This is a genomic window from Tessaracoccus sp. MC1627 (assembly GCF_014164725.1).
In the GTDB taxonomy this organism is placed as follows: domain Bacteria; phylum Actinomycetota; class Actinomycetes; order Propionibacteriales; family Propionibacteriaceae; genus Arachnia.
Genome location: NZ_JACJGA010000010.1, coordinates 16,089 through 30,451 on the forward strand (window position 1 = coordinate 16,089; position 14,363 = coordinate 30,451).

Genomic DNA, 14,363 nt, shown 5'->3' on the forward strand with positions numbered 1-14,363 from the left:
GTCAGGCCTTGTTCAGCTCGTAGTTGACGTCCGACAGCAGTAGCACCAGCTGCAGCGCCTCGGCAGTGAGTTGAGCAGGGTCCCACGCTGCCGAGAGGCGGGCGGCTCGGCCGATGCACTCCCCCACCGTGGACTCGACGTTGACCGGCACCGGCTCGGAGCCGACCGCCAACGCCACCGCCATCGCCCGGCAGGCGACGATGTCGAGACCAGTCAGACCCGAAACGGCTTCGTCATGAACCATGAGGTTGCACGCTTCGTCGACCAGGACGAGCACCTCGTATGAGCCATCAATCATCTTCACCCTCCATGTCAGGCACCTGCACTCTTGATCGCAAGCGGCAGGCGATCTTTCCCAGCTGTCCACAGGGGCCGTGGGTTGCGGGCCCTAGACATATGAACCCGTGATGGACAGGAGCAGCGCGTGACATGTTCTTCGGAAGATGCTGGCAGTGGCGCCCCCGGCGGGCACGCCCATGGACGCCTGCGGCTACTGGACTCGTCGTCCCCGAGGCAGTTCCTCCCCTGGGGCCAGACTTGGCCACGGTTCGCCGTTGTTGTGCGCTCGTTCGAGCTCGGCCAGGCCGTCCATGATGAGTTTCGCAGCCAGGGCCGAGAATCCATCGATCCCGTCCGCGCGGAGCTCGTTCGGGATGAACTTAGCGGCACCACGGAGACGAGCAGCATCCTCGGCGTCGATGTAGAACCCGAGCTTGACCTTCCGCCTGCTCGGGGAGCTCGTCACCGGAGGCTGGATCGGGGTCTCTATCGAAGCTGGCTGGTGTGCGCGTTGCTGGCCGACCTCCGGGGCAGGCACCGAGTTGGATGCCCCTGTGGTCCGGTTCTTACGCATCAGTCGGGAGTTCCCCTGGGGAGGGGCGACCTTCGGTGCTAGTCCGCCCAGCGTCCGGCGCGGTGCGTCGCTACTCATCACACTGCCTCCCCCGCGGCCACGGTCTCTCGCGCTTCGCTCGCGGTGATCCGCGCGATGACCTCTTCGCCAAGCGCTTGGAAGTCTTCTGCCAACCCGACAGCGCTCCTGGAGCGTGGGCCGTCGTGCTGGACATGGTCCCTCCGGACTTCCCACCACTTGGGTGCAGACAGGACCGCCTCCTCTAGCTCAAAGGCCAGCAGACCCCGCTCGCGGCTCTCTTGCGCCGCAGCCTCGGCATGCCTGATCGAGGTGGTGAAGATCGGCGCCTCATCCCCCAGATCTTCCGCAATCGCCGCCCGGGCTGTCTCGGAGACGCGCTTGGCGGAGCGGTTCACACCGAACAGCACGACACCGAGAAGGTCGAGGTCGGGGTTCAGACCAACCACGGCGTCGAGCCGCCTCGCGACATCGCGCAGGCCCTTGCGGGAAGACGCGTCTGTCTTGACCGGGATGAGTGCCCAGCGCGCTGCGGCGAGCGCAGCCTGTTGGAGCGTCTCCTGGCCAGGCGGGCAGTCGATGAGGATCAGGTCGTAGCCATCGGCCAGTGGCGTCAGGACCGAGGCGAGCGCCAGCTTCGCAGCGGTCGGATCCTTCTGGGCCTTCATCGTCAGGCCGGCGGCCGCCATATCGAGATGGGGTCCACCGATCAACACATCGAGGTTCTCGCGCACCCCATCAACGGGCGTCGCGCCACCGGAGAAGGCGAGCGCCTGGGCAAGGGCCAGCCCGTCATCGTTGATCTCTCCATGGGTGTAACCAAGCTCCTCCGCCAGGTTGCCCTGCGGATCCATATCGACAAGGAGAACTCGGTAGCCGCTCGAGGCCAGCATCCCGCCGATGTTGGCGCTGATCGTCGTCTTGCCGACACCCCCCTTTCCGTTGACCACCGCCACAACACGTTCCAACCCAGCAACCATGAGATCCCCTCGTCATTGGTGCCATTAGTTCCAATGGCCCTGTTGGTTCTCATCACCCTAATGGAACCAAGACCCAAGACTCGACAGGACACGCGCAGTCCGCGTTAGTTCCAATTCCTCTAATAGATCTGGCCTGAGGTCGCCTCGCCACGTCTACAACTCTTCTGCCGAGACCTATTGGTTCCTTTAGTGCCATTAGCTCTCTTACCCCCTTTTACCTTCTTGAGCGCCGTCCCCCTCGACGCGCCGTCTCACTGCGCGCGGGCCTCGGTGTCATTAGTTCTATCCCTATTGCTTCCAATTCTTCTAATGTCGCTTTTAGTCCTGATGGCTCACGTCCACCGGACAACCAGATGCTGCCGCGTGGTGCTCCGCACCACTTGCCGACGAGACTGTGGAGGAGTTCGCTGATCGCGAGTGTTGGAGGAGTCGCGGGTTCTGGTGGCTGTGCACGTGGTCAGGCCGCGAGGAGCAGCTGGAGGCGTGCTTGTCGGAAGGTGGCTCGGCCGTCGGGTCGTCGTGGGTATTTGCCCCATTGGCTCCAGGGACCCTTGTCGCCGAGTGCCGGTTGATGGCGGTGTCGTTCTCTGGTGCGTTGGAGTTCCACGATCCACCAGCGCCACATGGCTTGTTCGACGCTGTAGGTGAGTTCACGCCTGGCGAGGGTTCCGTGGACGCCTCGGGCTTGGGCGAGGGCGTCGAGGTCCGCGTGGGGGTGGAGGAGGCCGGCGTCTGCGAGGTCCTGGAGAGCGTCGGCTTGGGGTGGGGGAGTGTCGTCCCGGCGGGCGTAGGTGTTTCCTACTTCGACGCCAAGTCCCCGTCGGGTGAACAGGTCGTGTCGGGCCGCCTCTTGGCGGGCGGTGAGGGTGGTGCGGAGGCGGTCGCGGGTGGTGCCTGTGGCCGGGGGTGGGGTGCGCGGTGGGACCGCTTGTGACCGAAGAGACTCCAGGGTGCTGTGGATATCTCGTTTGGGGTCGATGGTCCAGGTGGCGGCGTGGGTGCCGGCGGCGTGGGTGACGAGTTGGATCCAGCCGTCTGCTTGGAGGCGGTGGAGCGCCAGGCGGGTGTTTTCTCGGGAGATGCCGGTGCGGAGGGCGAGGTGGCGGATGGAGGCGTCGACGTCGGGGGTGACGGCGTCGAGGGCGATCAGGTGGAGGGCGTCGAGGACGCGGCGGTCGGTGGCGCCGTGGGGGCCGCTCCAGCGGGTGGGGGAGGCGTCGGCGCGCTGCTGCCTGCGCTCCACGTCAACGGCAAGTGCCTCGGCGCGGGTGAGGAAGGTGTGGTCGGAGCCGTGCCGGTCGCCGGTGGTGGCCACGACCGACACAGCGCGGCGCCATTGCCTGGTCAGGGTCGCGATCGGGGAGTGGGGGCCGGCGGTGGGGCGGGGGGTGCGGTGGCCGGTGTGGGGGTCGCGGAGGGTGCGGACGTGTTCCAGGCCGGGGGAGTGCAGCACGGCGATCACGTCGTCGAAGCGTCGGCGGGCACGTGCCATGGACAGCAGGATCGTGAACAGGTGGGAGGAGGCGTCGACGGGGTACTGCCCGACCGCGGCCGACACCGCCGCCGGCAGGGGCCGGAGGGCGCCGGCCAGGTAGGGGTGGCCGTGGGAGTCGCGGGGGAGTCCCGCCACGACGTCGTCGTCGAGGCGAGTCAACGCGGGGAGTGCGGCGACGTCTTCGGCGACCAGGTCCGCCAGCCGGTGGAGGTCCTCGGCGGTGGTGGAGGCGCGGGTCAGGGCCTGCGGGTCGCCGGTCATGATCCGGGAGGTGCCGCCGGAGGCGTGGGGGGCGCCTGGGGGGCGGACGCATCCGGTGACCAGGTTCCCCAGCGGGGCACGGTCCAGGCTCGGGCAGGCCACCTTCACCCGATCGGTGACCGCATGCACCACCGACGCCGGTACACCCTCGTACAGGGCCAGCCAGATGTGCCAACCCTGGCCGATACCGCCCGAGGCACACACCAGGTACTCGATGCCCACCTGATCCAGCCAGCCAGTGATCCTGTCCCTGTCCACGACAGCCTGCCGGGCCGCGGCCTCGGTCTTGCCATCCAGGTCGAACGCGACCAGATGGAACAAGCCGTCGGTGTCTGTGAGATGGACCGCCCACGGGGCCTCCGGAGCCGACCCATCGATCGACGCCCGCCCGATGTACTGCGAGGAGAACCCGCCGCCGGCGTCGGGGAGCTGGATCCGCAGCGAGTCACGGGGCGAGATCGCCACCGCGAGGTCCCACGCCGCGACACGCGACACGCCGACCCCACGGGGGTAGGCAGAAACGACTTCACTGTCTATACTCAACGGCAAGACCTCCTCTCGGTCCTGGTAAGGCAAAAGTGGTTTCGAGGGAAAAGTCCTCCGGCAAGAGTTCGCAGCTCGAGCCTCACAACTTGACTTGTACGAGCCCCGTTGGCGCGGGGCTCGTAGTCATTTCAGGGGGTCACCCGGTCATCGGCAGGGTCTCCTCGGGTTGGTGGGGATACTCCTCGGCCGGCCACCACGTCGGCACGCCGTTGGCGTCTAGGGGCACGTTCTCAATCAGACGCTGAACGAACAGCGACCTCGATGCGCCGGCAGCCGCCGCCAACGCCGACAGGCGATGGTTGGCAGCGGAATCGACAAGCACACCAATCTGGATCGGGTCCACCATGGACTTCCGCGGGCGACGAGGAGCACTCATGGGAATCACACTAGTGTCATTCGCTTACATGTAAACGGGATCGCGGCGTGACACGCCCAAGACTTTCGTCTACCACAGCGGGAGTTGGACGCCGTGGCGGTGGGGGAGTGAGGCCAGGTGCCGCGCCGCGGCGCCTGTGTCGAGCAGCAGCAGGTTGCGCATCACCAGGCTCCGGTCGAACGAGGACGACGGGCCGATGTAGTTGCCCGCCGACACCGCACCCCTCGCGATCCAGTCGATCTGGTTCCGCGTCCTCGTCGACGCCACCACATGCCCTGGCCCGATCCGCTGACACAGAGGGTTGTCACACTCATGCGCCAGCACCTCCACACCCACCAACGCGTCGAAGCCCTCCGCCAACGCGAACGCGAACCGGTGTGCGACCACCGCGCGGCGAGGACCCAGCCAGAACCGGCCGTGGCCGGCATTGCGGCTGATCGCCCCCGCCCACCACAGACAGTCACTTCCCGGCAGCACCCGCAGCTTCGCCCTGAACCGGCCAACCAGCACTTCCGAAGCCAGATCCTCCGCGGTCAAGGACACGACCCACCCCCTCGCTCAGATGCCCGGCGCTAAGGACGCGGGGTCGGGGGAGGGCGCGGGATCGTGGTGGTGGTGATGCTGCAAGCGTCGGAGCCGGTTGGCCTCGCGGAGCTCCAGCCCACACAACGCGGCGGCCTCCTGCACCGACAGATCCTGGGTCAGGGCGTGCAGGGCCTGACCGATCCGGCGCTCCGTGTCCTCCACGACCTGCTGCCGCTCCACCGCAGCCGCCGTCGCCACCAACGCATGCTCCCGGATCCTGGCCTCGCGCGCTGCAGCCTCCTCACGGCGCCGCAGCAGCTGCTCCTGCACCAGCCGGCGTGCCTCCAGACGTGGATTCTGTGCCATCACTCATCGCCTTCCTCGTCGCGGGGCGCATTCCGGGCCCCATCGAATAGGAAGAACCCGCACCCAACACCATCACAGCGGACTGACAATCCCTCTTCTTCGAGCTATCGGGAGCACGAACTGGTTCGGTGGGTAGCATCCGAGAATGGTCACTGTTGATCGCGCACCGTCCGGGCGGCGCTTGGTGGTGGGGCTCGTGGGCTGTGTGAAGTCCAAGCTCCCAAGGCCAGCCCCGGCGCAGGAGCTGTACACCTCGGCCCTGTTCGAGGGCAGGAGACGGTGGGTCGAGCAGACCTGTGACCGCTGGTTCATCCTGTCGGCACTGCATGGCCTGGTATCCCCGGATGAGGTGCTTGAGCCCTACGACCAGGCGCTGAGCTCCGCGTCATCCCGAGCACGCCTAGCGTGGAGCGACCAGGTGCTCCACCAACTCCGGGACACGCTGGGGCAGGATATGCAGGGACTCTATTTCGAGATTCATGCCGGATCCCCTTACCGCGATCACGGGTTGATTGCAGGCCTCACCGCCGGCGGCGCCACGGTCACCGTTCCTGCTGCGGGACTGTCTCTCGGACAACAGCTCGCCTTCTACGCAACCAACCCCAGGCCACTCTCCATCCCTGGCCCCCGCGGTTCGTCAACTCATCGCGACCCTGCAGGACCGAAGCACAGAGCCCAGCCGGATGCGTCGGTGAGCGAAGCGCGCGGCAAGTATGCGCCGTTGGCCGACCGGCTGGCGATGGCGACGTCCCCGTTGACCATGAGTTTCTCCGACGTGGAGGAGATCCTCGGCGGGCCCCTTCCTGCCTCTGCCCGCAAGCATCGACCGTGGTGGGCCAACGACGCGTCACACACGCAGGCCGGCAGTTGGCTCAGCGGGGGCTGGCAGGTGACCGCGGTCGATATCTCGGCCAGGCGGGTCACGTACGCGAAGGTACGCCCGTGACCAGCGCCGACGACCTTGACCAGCTGTACCTGCTGCTCGATGAACTGTCCGTTCGCCTCGGCGGGCCACGACTGCTGAGCCAATGTCATGGCCGCATGCCCTGGCCACCGCGAGGCGTCTACTTCTTCTTTGAAGACGGAGAGGTCCGCAGGGACGGCACACCACGCGTGGTTCGTGTCGGAACACACGGGCTCAAGGCAGGCTCCGACCGGGAGCTGTGGCAACGCCTCTCCGATCATCGCGGCACGGTCGGCGGCCAGTTCCCCGGCGGCGGGGACCATCGCGGCTCGGTCTTCCGGCGCCACGTGGGTGCAGCAATGCTCCGCCGCGAAGAGAGGCTCGCCACCGACCCAGCCCAATCCACCTGGGGCATTGGGTCAACTGCTCCACCCCCCGTGAAGGTTCTCGAGGCCGCACACGAACAGCGCGTCAGCGCCCACATCAGAGCCATGCCCTTCCTGTGGCTCCCTATCGATGACCCTCCCGGACGCACCAGCGACCGGGGCCGCATCGAGAGAGGCGCCATCGCGCTGCTCAGCGCCTTGAGCAACCCGCACGCGGACACTCCCTCACCGACCTGGCTCGGAAACCACAGTCCCAGCTGGAGAGTAGCCGGATCTGGCCTGTGGAACGACAACCACGTCCGCCAGACGCCCGACCCCGTGGTCCTTGACCTGATCCACCAGTGGGTGCATCGGGTTTAGCTCTGCCTGCTCCTCAGCAAGGCGGAAGACCTCCACCGCGGCCAACTCAGCGGGAAGGGCGAACTCCCAGGACAGCGGCATCCCGTTCCTGGCCGACCGACCGCGTCGTGGGTGAGGTCTGCCGCGACTAGTGGTCATCTTCGTTAGTTCGTCGGGGGTCATGCGGCGTGGCGGTGTTCGGCGTGTGGGTCGTGGTCGTTGAGTCGTTTGAGGAAGTTGTTGAGGTCGTGGCGGGTGTAGGTCCAGTCGAAGGGCTGGGCGGTGGTGTTGTACCTGTGTTGGAAGGCCAGGATTCGGGTGGCGAGTTCGTCGAGGTCTTCGAAGTCGGCGGGGCTGATGGCTTTTCGTTGCAGGATCGAGAAGTAGATCTCGACCTGGTTGAGCCAGGAGGCATGCACGGGGAGGTGGACCAGGGTGGCGGTGGGCCAGGCGTGGTCCATCCGCTCGACGGATCGCCAGCCGTGGTGGGAGGAGCCGTTGTCGACGACCCAGAACACGCGGCGGGCCGAGGCGTAGGGTTCGCTTGTCATCACGTGGTTGACCAGGGTCATGAACGGGTCGATGCCGGTCTTGGGGGCGATGGTTCCGATCACGTGGGCGCGGTGGACGTCGTAGGCGGCGAAGTAGGCCAGGGTGCCGCCGCGGCGGTACTCGAACTCGACCCTGCGGGTCCTGCCGGGGCCGGTGGGTAGTCCTGGGTGGCGGCGTTGCAGGGCTTGTAGCTGTGACTTTTCGTCGGCGCTGATCACGTACTCGTCGGCTCCGAGTGCTGCGCCTTCCCAGTGTCGGTCGTAGAGGTCGAGGACCCGGGCGGCTTTGGGGGCGAAGTCGGGATCGCGGGGGAAGATCCAGGACCGGTGCTGCCAGGGTTTGATCGCATCGTTGGCCAGCCAGCGCCGGACCGTGCTCGGGCTGATCGCCTCGACCATGCCCTGGGTCGCGGCTTCGGCGGCCAGTTCGGCGCTGGACCAGCGCGCCAACGGCGCCTGGCTGTGGGCCGGTGGGGTGCAGGCCAGCGCCTTGATCTGGGCGACCTGGACCCGGGTGAACAGTGGCGGTCGCCCCGATCGGGGCAGGTCCTTCAACCCTGCCAGGCCGTGTTCGGCGTAGCGTTTGCGCCACTTGCGGACCGTGTCGACATGCACGTGGAGGTCGGCGGCGATCGTGGCGTTCGGGTGAGCCTGGGCAGCAGCCAGGACGATACGGGCACGGATGACCTGGCGGTGCTCGCCACGGGCGGAGGTGGCTCGACGGGTCAAGACGGTGAGGTCGGCGGCGGTGGGCACGATGACAAACGGGGAAGACGTCACCATGGCTTCCTTTGTCCCCCTGAGTGGCGACTCGGCGGTGGCGACACGCCGCAGGAACCCCGCGGCGGGTCCACGATGGGGTCATGGTAAAGATCCCGGAATCGACGAAGGACTCGCTGGAGTACCGGCTGGCCGCCCGAGCCCGGGAACACTGGCCCGCCCTGGGCCGCGTCACAGTCCGTTTCCGGGCGGGGTTCGCCTACGTCGACGGTGTCTTCCCTGACGGGGAGATCCTCAAGCTGTGCCGGCTGCGCTACGTCGGCTACGCCAACCAGTGGCGTTTCGCGATCTACCGGGCCAGCCACGACGACTACGAGGACTCATTCCTGCCCACCGGCGCCATGGCCGGCCCCGCCGAAGACGCTCTCGACACCGCCTGCGGTCTCTACCTCGGCGACCCCACCGCCTGGACCTAAACCCCCGACGAACTAACGAAGATGACCACTAGTTCGTTAGACCCGGTGTGTCGGGCTGGGCCGCAATCTCCGCCTCGTGTCAGAGCGCCATTTCGAGCACCGCCGCCTCGCGCTGGAGATCTCGGCTAGCCGCGGCTAACCGGGGCAGGCCGAGACGGCGGAAATGTCGCGGATTTCGGCTAGTTGTACGGGGATGGGCCGTTCTTCCCCTGCGACAGAGAACAAGACTGCGCCGGCGTGGGTGGTGAGCAGATCGCCACACAGGATCTTGGTCTTGGCCTGGTGCTCGTATGTGACGGTGACCGGGGCCGACGAGGCGGGTTGGGGTGCGAGCAGCCAGAGAGCGCTGCCCAAGAGGAAGAGGATGAGGCCCGCAACCGTTGCCCAGCGGGAGTATGACAGCAGGCGCGCGCCAGTTTCAGCTACCGAGGCCTGGTATCCAGGCACGCTGCCGTGCTCGCCAATGATCTTCTGGTAGTCGAGGGTGGCGATGGGAGGGGCCTCGGCCGCGAGGGCGCACCACAGAGAGATCATCACGGCCACTGCGGCCGCGACCACGCAACCGATCACCCAGAAACGCCAAGGCTCGGCGAGGCTCCCCGCATCCTGGCCGCTGATGAACAGGAGTCCGGTGAGTGCGGTGAAGAGGCCAGCGGTGCCGGCGCGCCACTTGCCAGCGCTGTCAGCGACAGAGGCATTGGACCGTCGCCCAAGCTCGCCCCATAGGCGAAGATCTTCTGCGGCGCCGGCATGGGGGCCCTTGGTGGGGAGTCGGTGGGCAAGCTCGGCGACATCCGGGTTGTCACTCACGATGTGATCCTTCGTTTCGGGCGGCATTCGACGCTGAAAGCAATACCGCATCCGGTCTTGACCTCCTCGGACCGACCCGCATGCGGGAGTCTGCAACTGCAGCGAACTTCGGCTGTCTCCCACTCGACAACCGGTTCCGGTGGCATCGGAGGAGACACAACGAGCCCACCGAGACCTCCGCCGGCGGTGGGGGCTTGAACCTTGTCGGTGTGGTCGAAGTCGACATCGTGCTTGCAGTTCGGGCACATACCGGAGGCCGTCACGCGCCGCTGATGACCGCGCCGTTCAATGGTGACGGCAAGGAGGCGTTTTTGGATTAGGTCGAACGCGTCGACGGTCCACCGATAGTCCTCGGCACCCGTAACGACGTACGGGGAGTTGGTGACTGAGTCAGATTCGTCGTTGGTCATGAGTGTCTCCTAGCTGCTCAGCGGGTCAAGACCGTGAGAGGCGCCCATCTTGAAAGATATCCGCACCGGTACTCGTCTCGGCGCAGCCAACGGCGCGTGGCTTCTTGTAGTGCCTCCGGCATCGGTAGCCGCAGGGCGGCGTCAAGGAAGAAGTTGACGAACGAGCTGCTGGGCACGTCGTCGCGTAGCTCCGACGTTGTCGCCGCCACAGCGGCGCAGCCACGAGCCAGCGCCAGCGTGGCCACAGACAGGGGGTCTCCGGGCACGCGACCTGGCCCTGTGGCGCCCCAGCACGAAATGAGCGCCAGGAGCGGCGGTGGTTGCGCGTCAAGTAGGTCGACGGGTACCAGTCGAGTGCCAGCACCGAGTTCAATGAAATGAATGAGCCCTTCCACGGGGTGGCCGTGGGCCACGATGACGACGAGGTCGTGCTCACCACTCCTGAGGACAGCCTGACGCGCCTGGGTCGCATCGGCGAGCTGCCGGACGATCACCTTCCCGCGGGATCCGAGGAGGGAAGGGAGTTGATGGTGGGTGACCAGTGGGGACCGCCACCACGTCACAGATGCTGGAGCGTCCGGCAGCGGGTCGATGGACAGCATCTCCAGCGACGGCGCCCTGCGAACTGCAAACACCTCACCCATGAACCGACCGTCGGGGTGCCGCACCGCTGACCACGGCACTGCCCAAAGTTCGTCAGCAGGTACGAGCGTCACTCTGGCGTCGTCCGGTAGATGGTCGAGCACCGGCGGCGGCAGTAACTCGTGGAGGGCTTCCAGAGAGTCCGGGGTTGCATCCAGAGCCAGACCTTCCCGGTCCAGTTGCTCGACGATGGCCAGACAGTCGCTCGAGATGTCGTGTAGGCCGAACTTAGGGACTGGGTCAGTTGGATCAATCAGAAGCCAGGCGACGGTCTCCAGACGTCGCAGCAGGACCAGCATGAGCACTGGCTCATTGCGACGTTGGATGATGTCCCACAGGTGTCCCGGGTCCACTTCATTAAACGGGACAAATGCCTGCGCCAGCTCACGGTCCAAGTTGTTGCCGGCCATACCCTGAAGAGTCGACCCCAGCACGTCTGACCCCAGCCGCAGCATGGAATCCACAAAGGGATCGATGCCCGTCACCCGCGGGAACACCCTGCTACCGCGTGCAGCAATCTGGGCCGAGAAGCGCGACTTGATCGCGACTGGGGTGGTTCGGTGTGCCAGACCCGACAGCCGACGGCCTGTGACGGCTTCAAAGACCTGGATGAAGACATCCAGACGGCCATGAAGAAGACCATCGGCGAGGGCTAGCTCATGGAACTGCCCGAAACGCTGAAAGTACTCGCCCTGATCAGCGTGAACGATCTGCGCGGCGCGATGTCGCTCGATGCAAGCCACTGCCACAAGCCGCTCAGCGAGTTGCGTGTCCACATCTGCGCTGCGTTCCGCGCACGCGGCAAGTCCTCCATGGCTTGAGGCGGCGCTGACAAGGTCATTGAGCTGCTCGTATGCCTCCGCCGCCGCGCGATAGAAGTCGGATGCGGTCGCCCATTCCAGCTCATCGAAGAAGAGTCCACCCAACCCGTTGAGAGCATGTGCCGCACCTCTCGGGTAACCCGGGCCGGAAGTGGTGAGCGCCTCGAGGAAGTGGTCATAGGCAGCCGCTGGCTCTCCGAGAACGACCTCAACCTCAGCCAGTCCGTCCAAGGCGTTGACCGCAGCGACGCTACCGGCACCCGCGGCTACCAAGGACTGCACGTAGGCCTCGCGCGCGTCCTCGGGATGGCCGAACCGGCGGGATGTCTCAGCTATCTGAAGGAAGGTGTTGGCACGTCCTGGCTCAGAACGCAGCCCGTCATAGAGCTGAAGAGCCCGACGAAAGGGCTCGTGAGCCTTCTCCGGCTGGCGTAGACGGGCATACGCCTCGCCCACCCCCAGCAGCGCGTTCGCCTCGTCGAGGCGCCAGTCGCCCAAGTTCGCGTACTCGCTCGCCATAATGAACTGTCTGGCTGCACGGGCGCTTGACCCGACCCGCATCAACAAGTAGCCCAGGGGGATGGCCACCCGCACCTGTGCATACCTGTGTTCGATGTGCCCAGCCAGACGGGAGGCTCGCTGGTAGTGGTCGATCGCTGCACCGATGTCATCGGCTTGACGGGCTGCATCACCAAGGCCGGTCTCGGCATCGATGAGCGGCTGCGGATGGAGCCCCACGACGTGCAGCGAGGCCAGCAAATTGTAGGCCGCTCTGGCAAGGTCAGGGCGGTTCGCCGAGAGCAACTCATCGCCCTCCACCGCCCGGCTGAGCTGAGCCAACCAGAGCTCGCGGGGCACTTGGAAGGCTGCCGAGGTCAACCCGCTGCGCGTGGAGGCCAAGATGGCCTCATACCGCGTTCGCAACGCGACATTGCCCGGAACAGGCACCGCGGACCGCAATTCTTCAACCACGACCGGGTTTGGACAGGCCAACCACGCAGCGTGGAGGACGAGCTCAGCCTCCACATGCGCGTTGCCCAAGTCCACACCCGAATCATCCCAGGAGATCGCCGTCATTCTCTGCTGCTGTTGTTGGCCCAGGCACGCAGACCGCTCGACCGAGCCTGGCTAGCTAGTTAGTTAGGCCCAGCGGTTGCGGGTCATCACTTCGCGGAGCTGAGCGTAGGCCCTGTCCAGTTCGGCGGAGCTGCCGAAGTAGGCCAACCAGGGCCATCTGTCATCAGGACGGTTGCCCAACTCCTTGAAGCGGGTCTCCAGCTGAGGAGCATCTGAGCGGTTCCACCCGAAGGCACGGTCACCCATCCACTCACCCTGAAGGGGATACGTGCCTTGCTTGATATGGATGAGTGCAAGACGGTACTCGTAGGAACTGAACAGAGCCTGGTAGTCATCATCCGATGGGACCGAGTCACGCAAGGTCTCACGAAGATCCTCACGGAGAAGATGGCTCGCCGGTGCGATCCACTGTGTGCCGTTCCATCGAGGAAACGCTTTCGCCCAGCTCTCGGTGATGACCAACTGTGGATGTAGCAGGGTGCCTGCCACCACAGGTTCGCCGGCACCCATCCGCTCCCGACCCCTTGGTCCCTCGGCCAGGGCAAGTACCAGGTCTTCGCGGTCGCGATGGACCGCGACGAGGCCCATCACCGACGATGCCAAGAGTGCGGGGTAGAGACGGGCTAGGTCTAGGCCTGAAGTGCACGCGCCGATCCTGCGGGTGCCGGCATCGATGAGGCGCTGCAGCACATCGATCCAGAGCCTTTGGTGTTGCAGGTGATCGTCGTGCCACACCCCGACCGCGAGGAGTGTCAGCAGCGGCCGCGCGGCATCCAGGTGCTTCCCATACAACGGCTCGAGCCACTGCGCGTCAGCGCCAGAAGGCAGGGACACCGGCTGGCTGGCAACTTCCTCGGCCACCCGATCCACCTCAGCCATGATCAGGTCGTGGAGGTCGATGCGGTGCAGTGGGTCGGCGAGGTACCGCTTCAACCGGGCCACTGCCATCGCAGTGGTGAGTGGCGGCTCAGCAAGGCGTACCAGCGCCTCCACATTGGAGAGCACCTCGGCGAAGAGCTCATCCGCACCTGGCGTCGTGAGGACCTTTCCCGAGCGTGAAGAGATCAAACGCTTCGCCGTGTCTCCCTTGCTGCTGAGGCTGTCCCAGTAAAGCGGGTAGCGTCGATTCGGCGAGGCTTCCATGACCGAAACCAGCGCGGTGTCCCAGTCAGCTGACCAGCCCGAGATGACCAACCCATACTCATCCAATACGCGCTCCAGGAGACTGGTCCACTGATCCGGGTAGGAGGCGAGTTCATCAGCAGTATTGAGTGACCCCAGGTCTTTGTAGTCGCCATGCAGTTTGATCAGGGTAGAGCTGGCGTGCGGCAGCGGCTGCATCCCTGCGACGGCTTCGGGGCGTGAGATCACCTGAGGTGCGACCCCTTCGGCCTCAAGGGCCTGCTCGATGAGCCTGTCGAAGTTCGTGGTGATGATGACCTTGATGTATCCCTGCTTCACGAGTTGGGCGATGGCTCGGTGCGCCTTACTCGGGATCTTCACTCCCTCCCCGCGTTCCTCCTCTGTGGGCTCGAAGTATCCGGCCAAGAGCCCTTGACGTGCGGCCGCGGTGGGAGCCAGGGAGTCCAGCAGCGAGGAGTATCCGAGGTCCTCCCCGTGGTGGGTGCGCCACCATTCCTCAGGATCTGCATGTGCGTCGTCGACAGTCCCTGGATCCTCTTGTGCGGCGACCTTGCGGACGAGGTCCCTGACCACGCCCCACCCAGTAGGCATGCCAGCCCCTGTGGAAACTCCGGAACCGAGCAGTAGCGCGTAGACACCAGGCTGCGCGTGCATCGAGGTTGCC

General features: G+C 65.8%; 15 protein-coding genes. 3 read left to right on the plus strand and 12 right to left on the minus strand.

The annotated features are described in order from the left end of the window. Position 1 precedes the first annotated feature (1 nt). The 7 genes from H5399_RS16465 to H5399_RS16495 form a co-directional block, all read right to left on the minus strand. Positions 2-298, minus strand: coding sequence for a hypothetical protein (locus tag H5399_RS16465; RefSeq protein ID WP_182784636.1), 297 nt, complete (start codon positions 296-298; stop codon positions 2-4). Positions 299-490: 192 nt separating this feature from the next. Further along, positions 491-745 carry a hypothetical protein gene (locus tag H5399_RS16470; RefSeq protein ID WP_182784638.1) on the minus strand — a complete coding sequence of 85 codons (255 nt, stop codon included), beginning with the start codon at positions 743-745 and terminating at the stop codon, positions 491-493. A gap of 185 nt (positions 746-930) precedes the next feature. Continuing rightward, on the minus strand, positions 931-1,839 hold the full coding sequence (locus H5399_RS16475) for a ParA family protein (RefSeq protein WP_220491087.1): 909 nt from the start codon (positions 1,837-1,839) through the stop codon (positions 931-933). 469 nt (positions 1,840-2,308) lie between these two features. Further along, on the minus strand, positions 2,309-4,102 hold the full coding sequence (locus tag H5399_RS16480) for a hypothetical protein (RefSeq protein WP_182784642.1): 1,794 nt from the start codon (positions 4,100-4,102) through the stop codon (positions 2,309-2,311). A 187-nt stretch (positions 4,103-4,289) separates the two neighbouring features. Continuing rightward, on the minus strand, positions 4,290-4,499 hold the full coding sequence (locus H5399_RS16485; RefSeq protein WP_182784644.1) for a hypothetical protein: 210 nt from the start codon (positions 4,497-4,499) through the stop codon (positions 4,290-4,292). A gap of 99 nt (positions 4,500-4,598) precedes the next feature. Further along, positions 4,599-5,072: a hypothetical protein gene (locus H5399_RS16490; protein WP_182784645.1), complete on the minus strand. Its 474-nt coding sequence runs from the start codon at positions 5,070-5,072 to the stop codon at positions 4,599-4,601. 15 nt (positions 5,073-5,087) lie between these two features. Then, positions 5,088-5,420, minus strand: coding sequence for a hypothetical protein (locus H5399_RS16495; protein WP_182784647.1), 333 nt, complete (start codon positions 5,418-5,420; stop codon positions 5,088-5,090). Positions 5,421-5,565: 145 nt separating this feature from the next. On the opposite strand from H5399_RS16495, the gene H5399_RS16500 reads away from it, so the two are divergent. Together H5399_RS16500 and H5399_RS16505 are read left to right on the plus strand one after the other, a co-directional pair. After that, the gene (locus H5399_RS16500; protein WP_182784649.1) at positions 5,566-6,366 is read left to right on the plus strand and encodes a DUF6884 domain-containing protein; all 801 of its coding nucleotides are present in this window, start codon (positions 5,566-5,568) and stop codon (positions 6,364-6,366) included. Next, positions 6,363-7,070, plus strand: a complete 708-nt coding sequence (locus tag H5399_RS16505; protein ID WP_220491088.1) for a hypothetical protein — start codon at positions 6,363-6,365, stop codon at positions 7,068-7,070. The genes H5399_RS16500 and H5399_RS16505 overlap by 4 nt, the downstream gene beginning before the upstream one ends. A gap of 158 nt (positions 7,071-7,228) precedes the next feature. On the opposite strand, the gene H5399_RS16510 is transcribed toward H5399_RS16505, so the two are convergent. After that, positions 7,229-8,380: an IS630 family transposase gene (locus H5399_RS16510; protein WP_220491089.1), complete on the minus strand. Its 1,152-nt coding sequence runs from the start codon at positions 8,378-8,380 to the stop codon at positions 7,229-7,231. An 83-nt stretch (positions 8,381-8,463) separates the two neighbouring features. On the opposite strand from H5399_RS16510, the gene H5399_RS16515 reads away from it, so the two are divergent. Then, positions 8,464-8,796 (plus strand): hypothetical protein, encoded by a 333-nt coding sequence (locus H5399_RS16515; protein WP_182784651.1) that lies wholly within the window; start codon positions 8,464-8,466, stop codon positions 8,794-8,796. Between the two features lie 135 nt (positions 8,797-8,931). Here the strand turns inward: H5399_RS16515 and H5399_RS16520 are convergent, their stop codons facing one another. From H5399_RS16520 to H5399_RS16535, 4 genes are all read right to left on the minus strand, one after another. Continuing rightward, positions 8,932-9,606, minus strand: a complete 675-nt coding sequence (locus H5399_RS16520; RefSeq protein ID WP_182784653.1) for a hypothetical protein — start codon at positions 9,604-9,606, stop codon at positions 8,932-8,934. Then, the gene (locus tag H5399_RS16525) at positions 9,603-10,016 is read right to left on the minus strand and encodes a hypothetical protein (RefSeq protein ID WP_182784655.1); all 414 of its coding nucleotides are present in this window, start codon (positions 10,014-10,016) and stop codon (positions 9,603-9,605) included. Before H5399_RS16525 ends, H5399_RS16520 begins: the two co-directional genes overlap by 4 nt. A 17-nt stretch (positions 10,017-10,033) precedes the next feature. Next, positions 10,034-12,556, minus strand: coding sequence for a CHAT domain-containing protein (locus H5399_RS16530; RefSeq protein ID WP_182784657.1), 2,523 nt, complete (start codon positions 12,554-12,556; stop codon positions 10,034-10,036). Positions 12,557-12,619: 63 nt separating this feature from the next. Beyond that, a complete protein-coding gene (locus tag H5399_RS16535) occupies positions 12,620-14,059 on the minus strand; it encodes an SIR2 family protein (protein WP_182784659.1) in 1,440 nt (479 codons plus the stop codon). Positions 14,060-14,363: the final 304 nt, after the last annotated feature.

Bases quoted from the DNA above. Each gene is read 5' to 3' on its own strand.
- H5399_RS16465 (WP_182784636.1), bottom strand. From the start codon at position 298: ATGATTGATGGCTCATACGAGGTGCTCGTCCTGGTCGACGAAGCGTGC.
- H5399_RS16485 (WP_182784644.1), bottom strand. From the start codon at position 4,499: ATGGTGGACCCGATCCAGATTGGTGTGCTTGTCGATTCCGCTGCCAAC.
- H5399_RS16495 (WP_182784647.1), bottom strand. From the start codon at position 5,420: ATGGCACAGAATCCACGTCTGGAGGCACGCCGGCTGGTGCAGGAGCAG.
- H5399_RS16500 (WP_182784649.1), top strand. From the start codon at position 5,566: ATGGTCACTGTTGATCGCGCACCGTCCGGGCGGCGCTTGGTGGTGGGG.
- H5399_RS16515 (WP_182784651.1), top strand. From the start codon at position 8,464: ATGGTAAAGATCCCGGAATCGACGAAGGACTCGCTGGAGTACCGGCTG.
- H5399_RS16525 (WP_182784655.1), bottom strand. From the start codon at position 10,016: ATGACCAACGACGAATCTGACTCAGTCACCAACTCCCCGTACGTCGTT.
- H5399_RS16530 (WP_182784657.1), bottom strand. From the start codon at position 12,556: ATGACGGCGATCTCCTGGGATGATTCGGGTGTGGACTTGGGCAACGCG.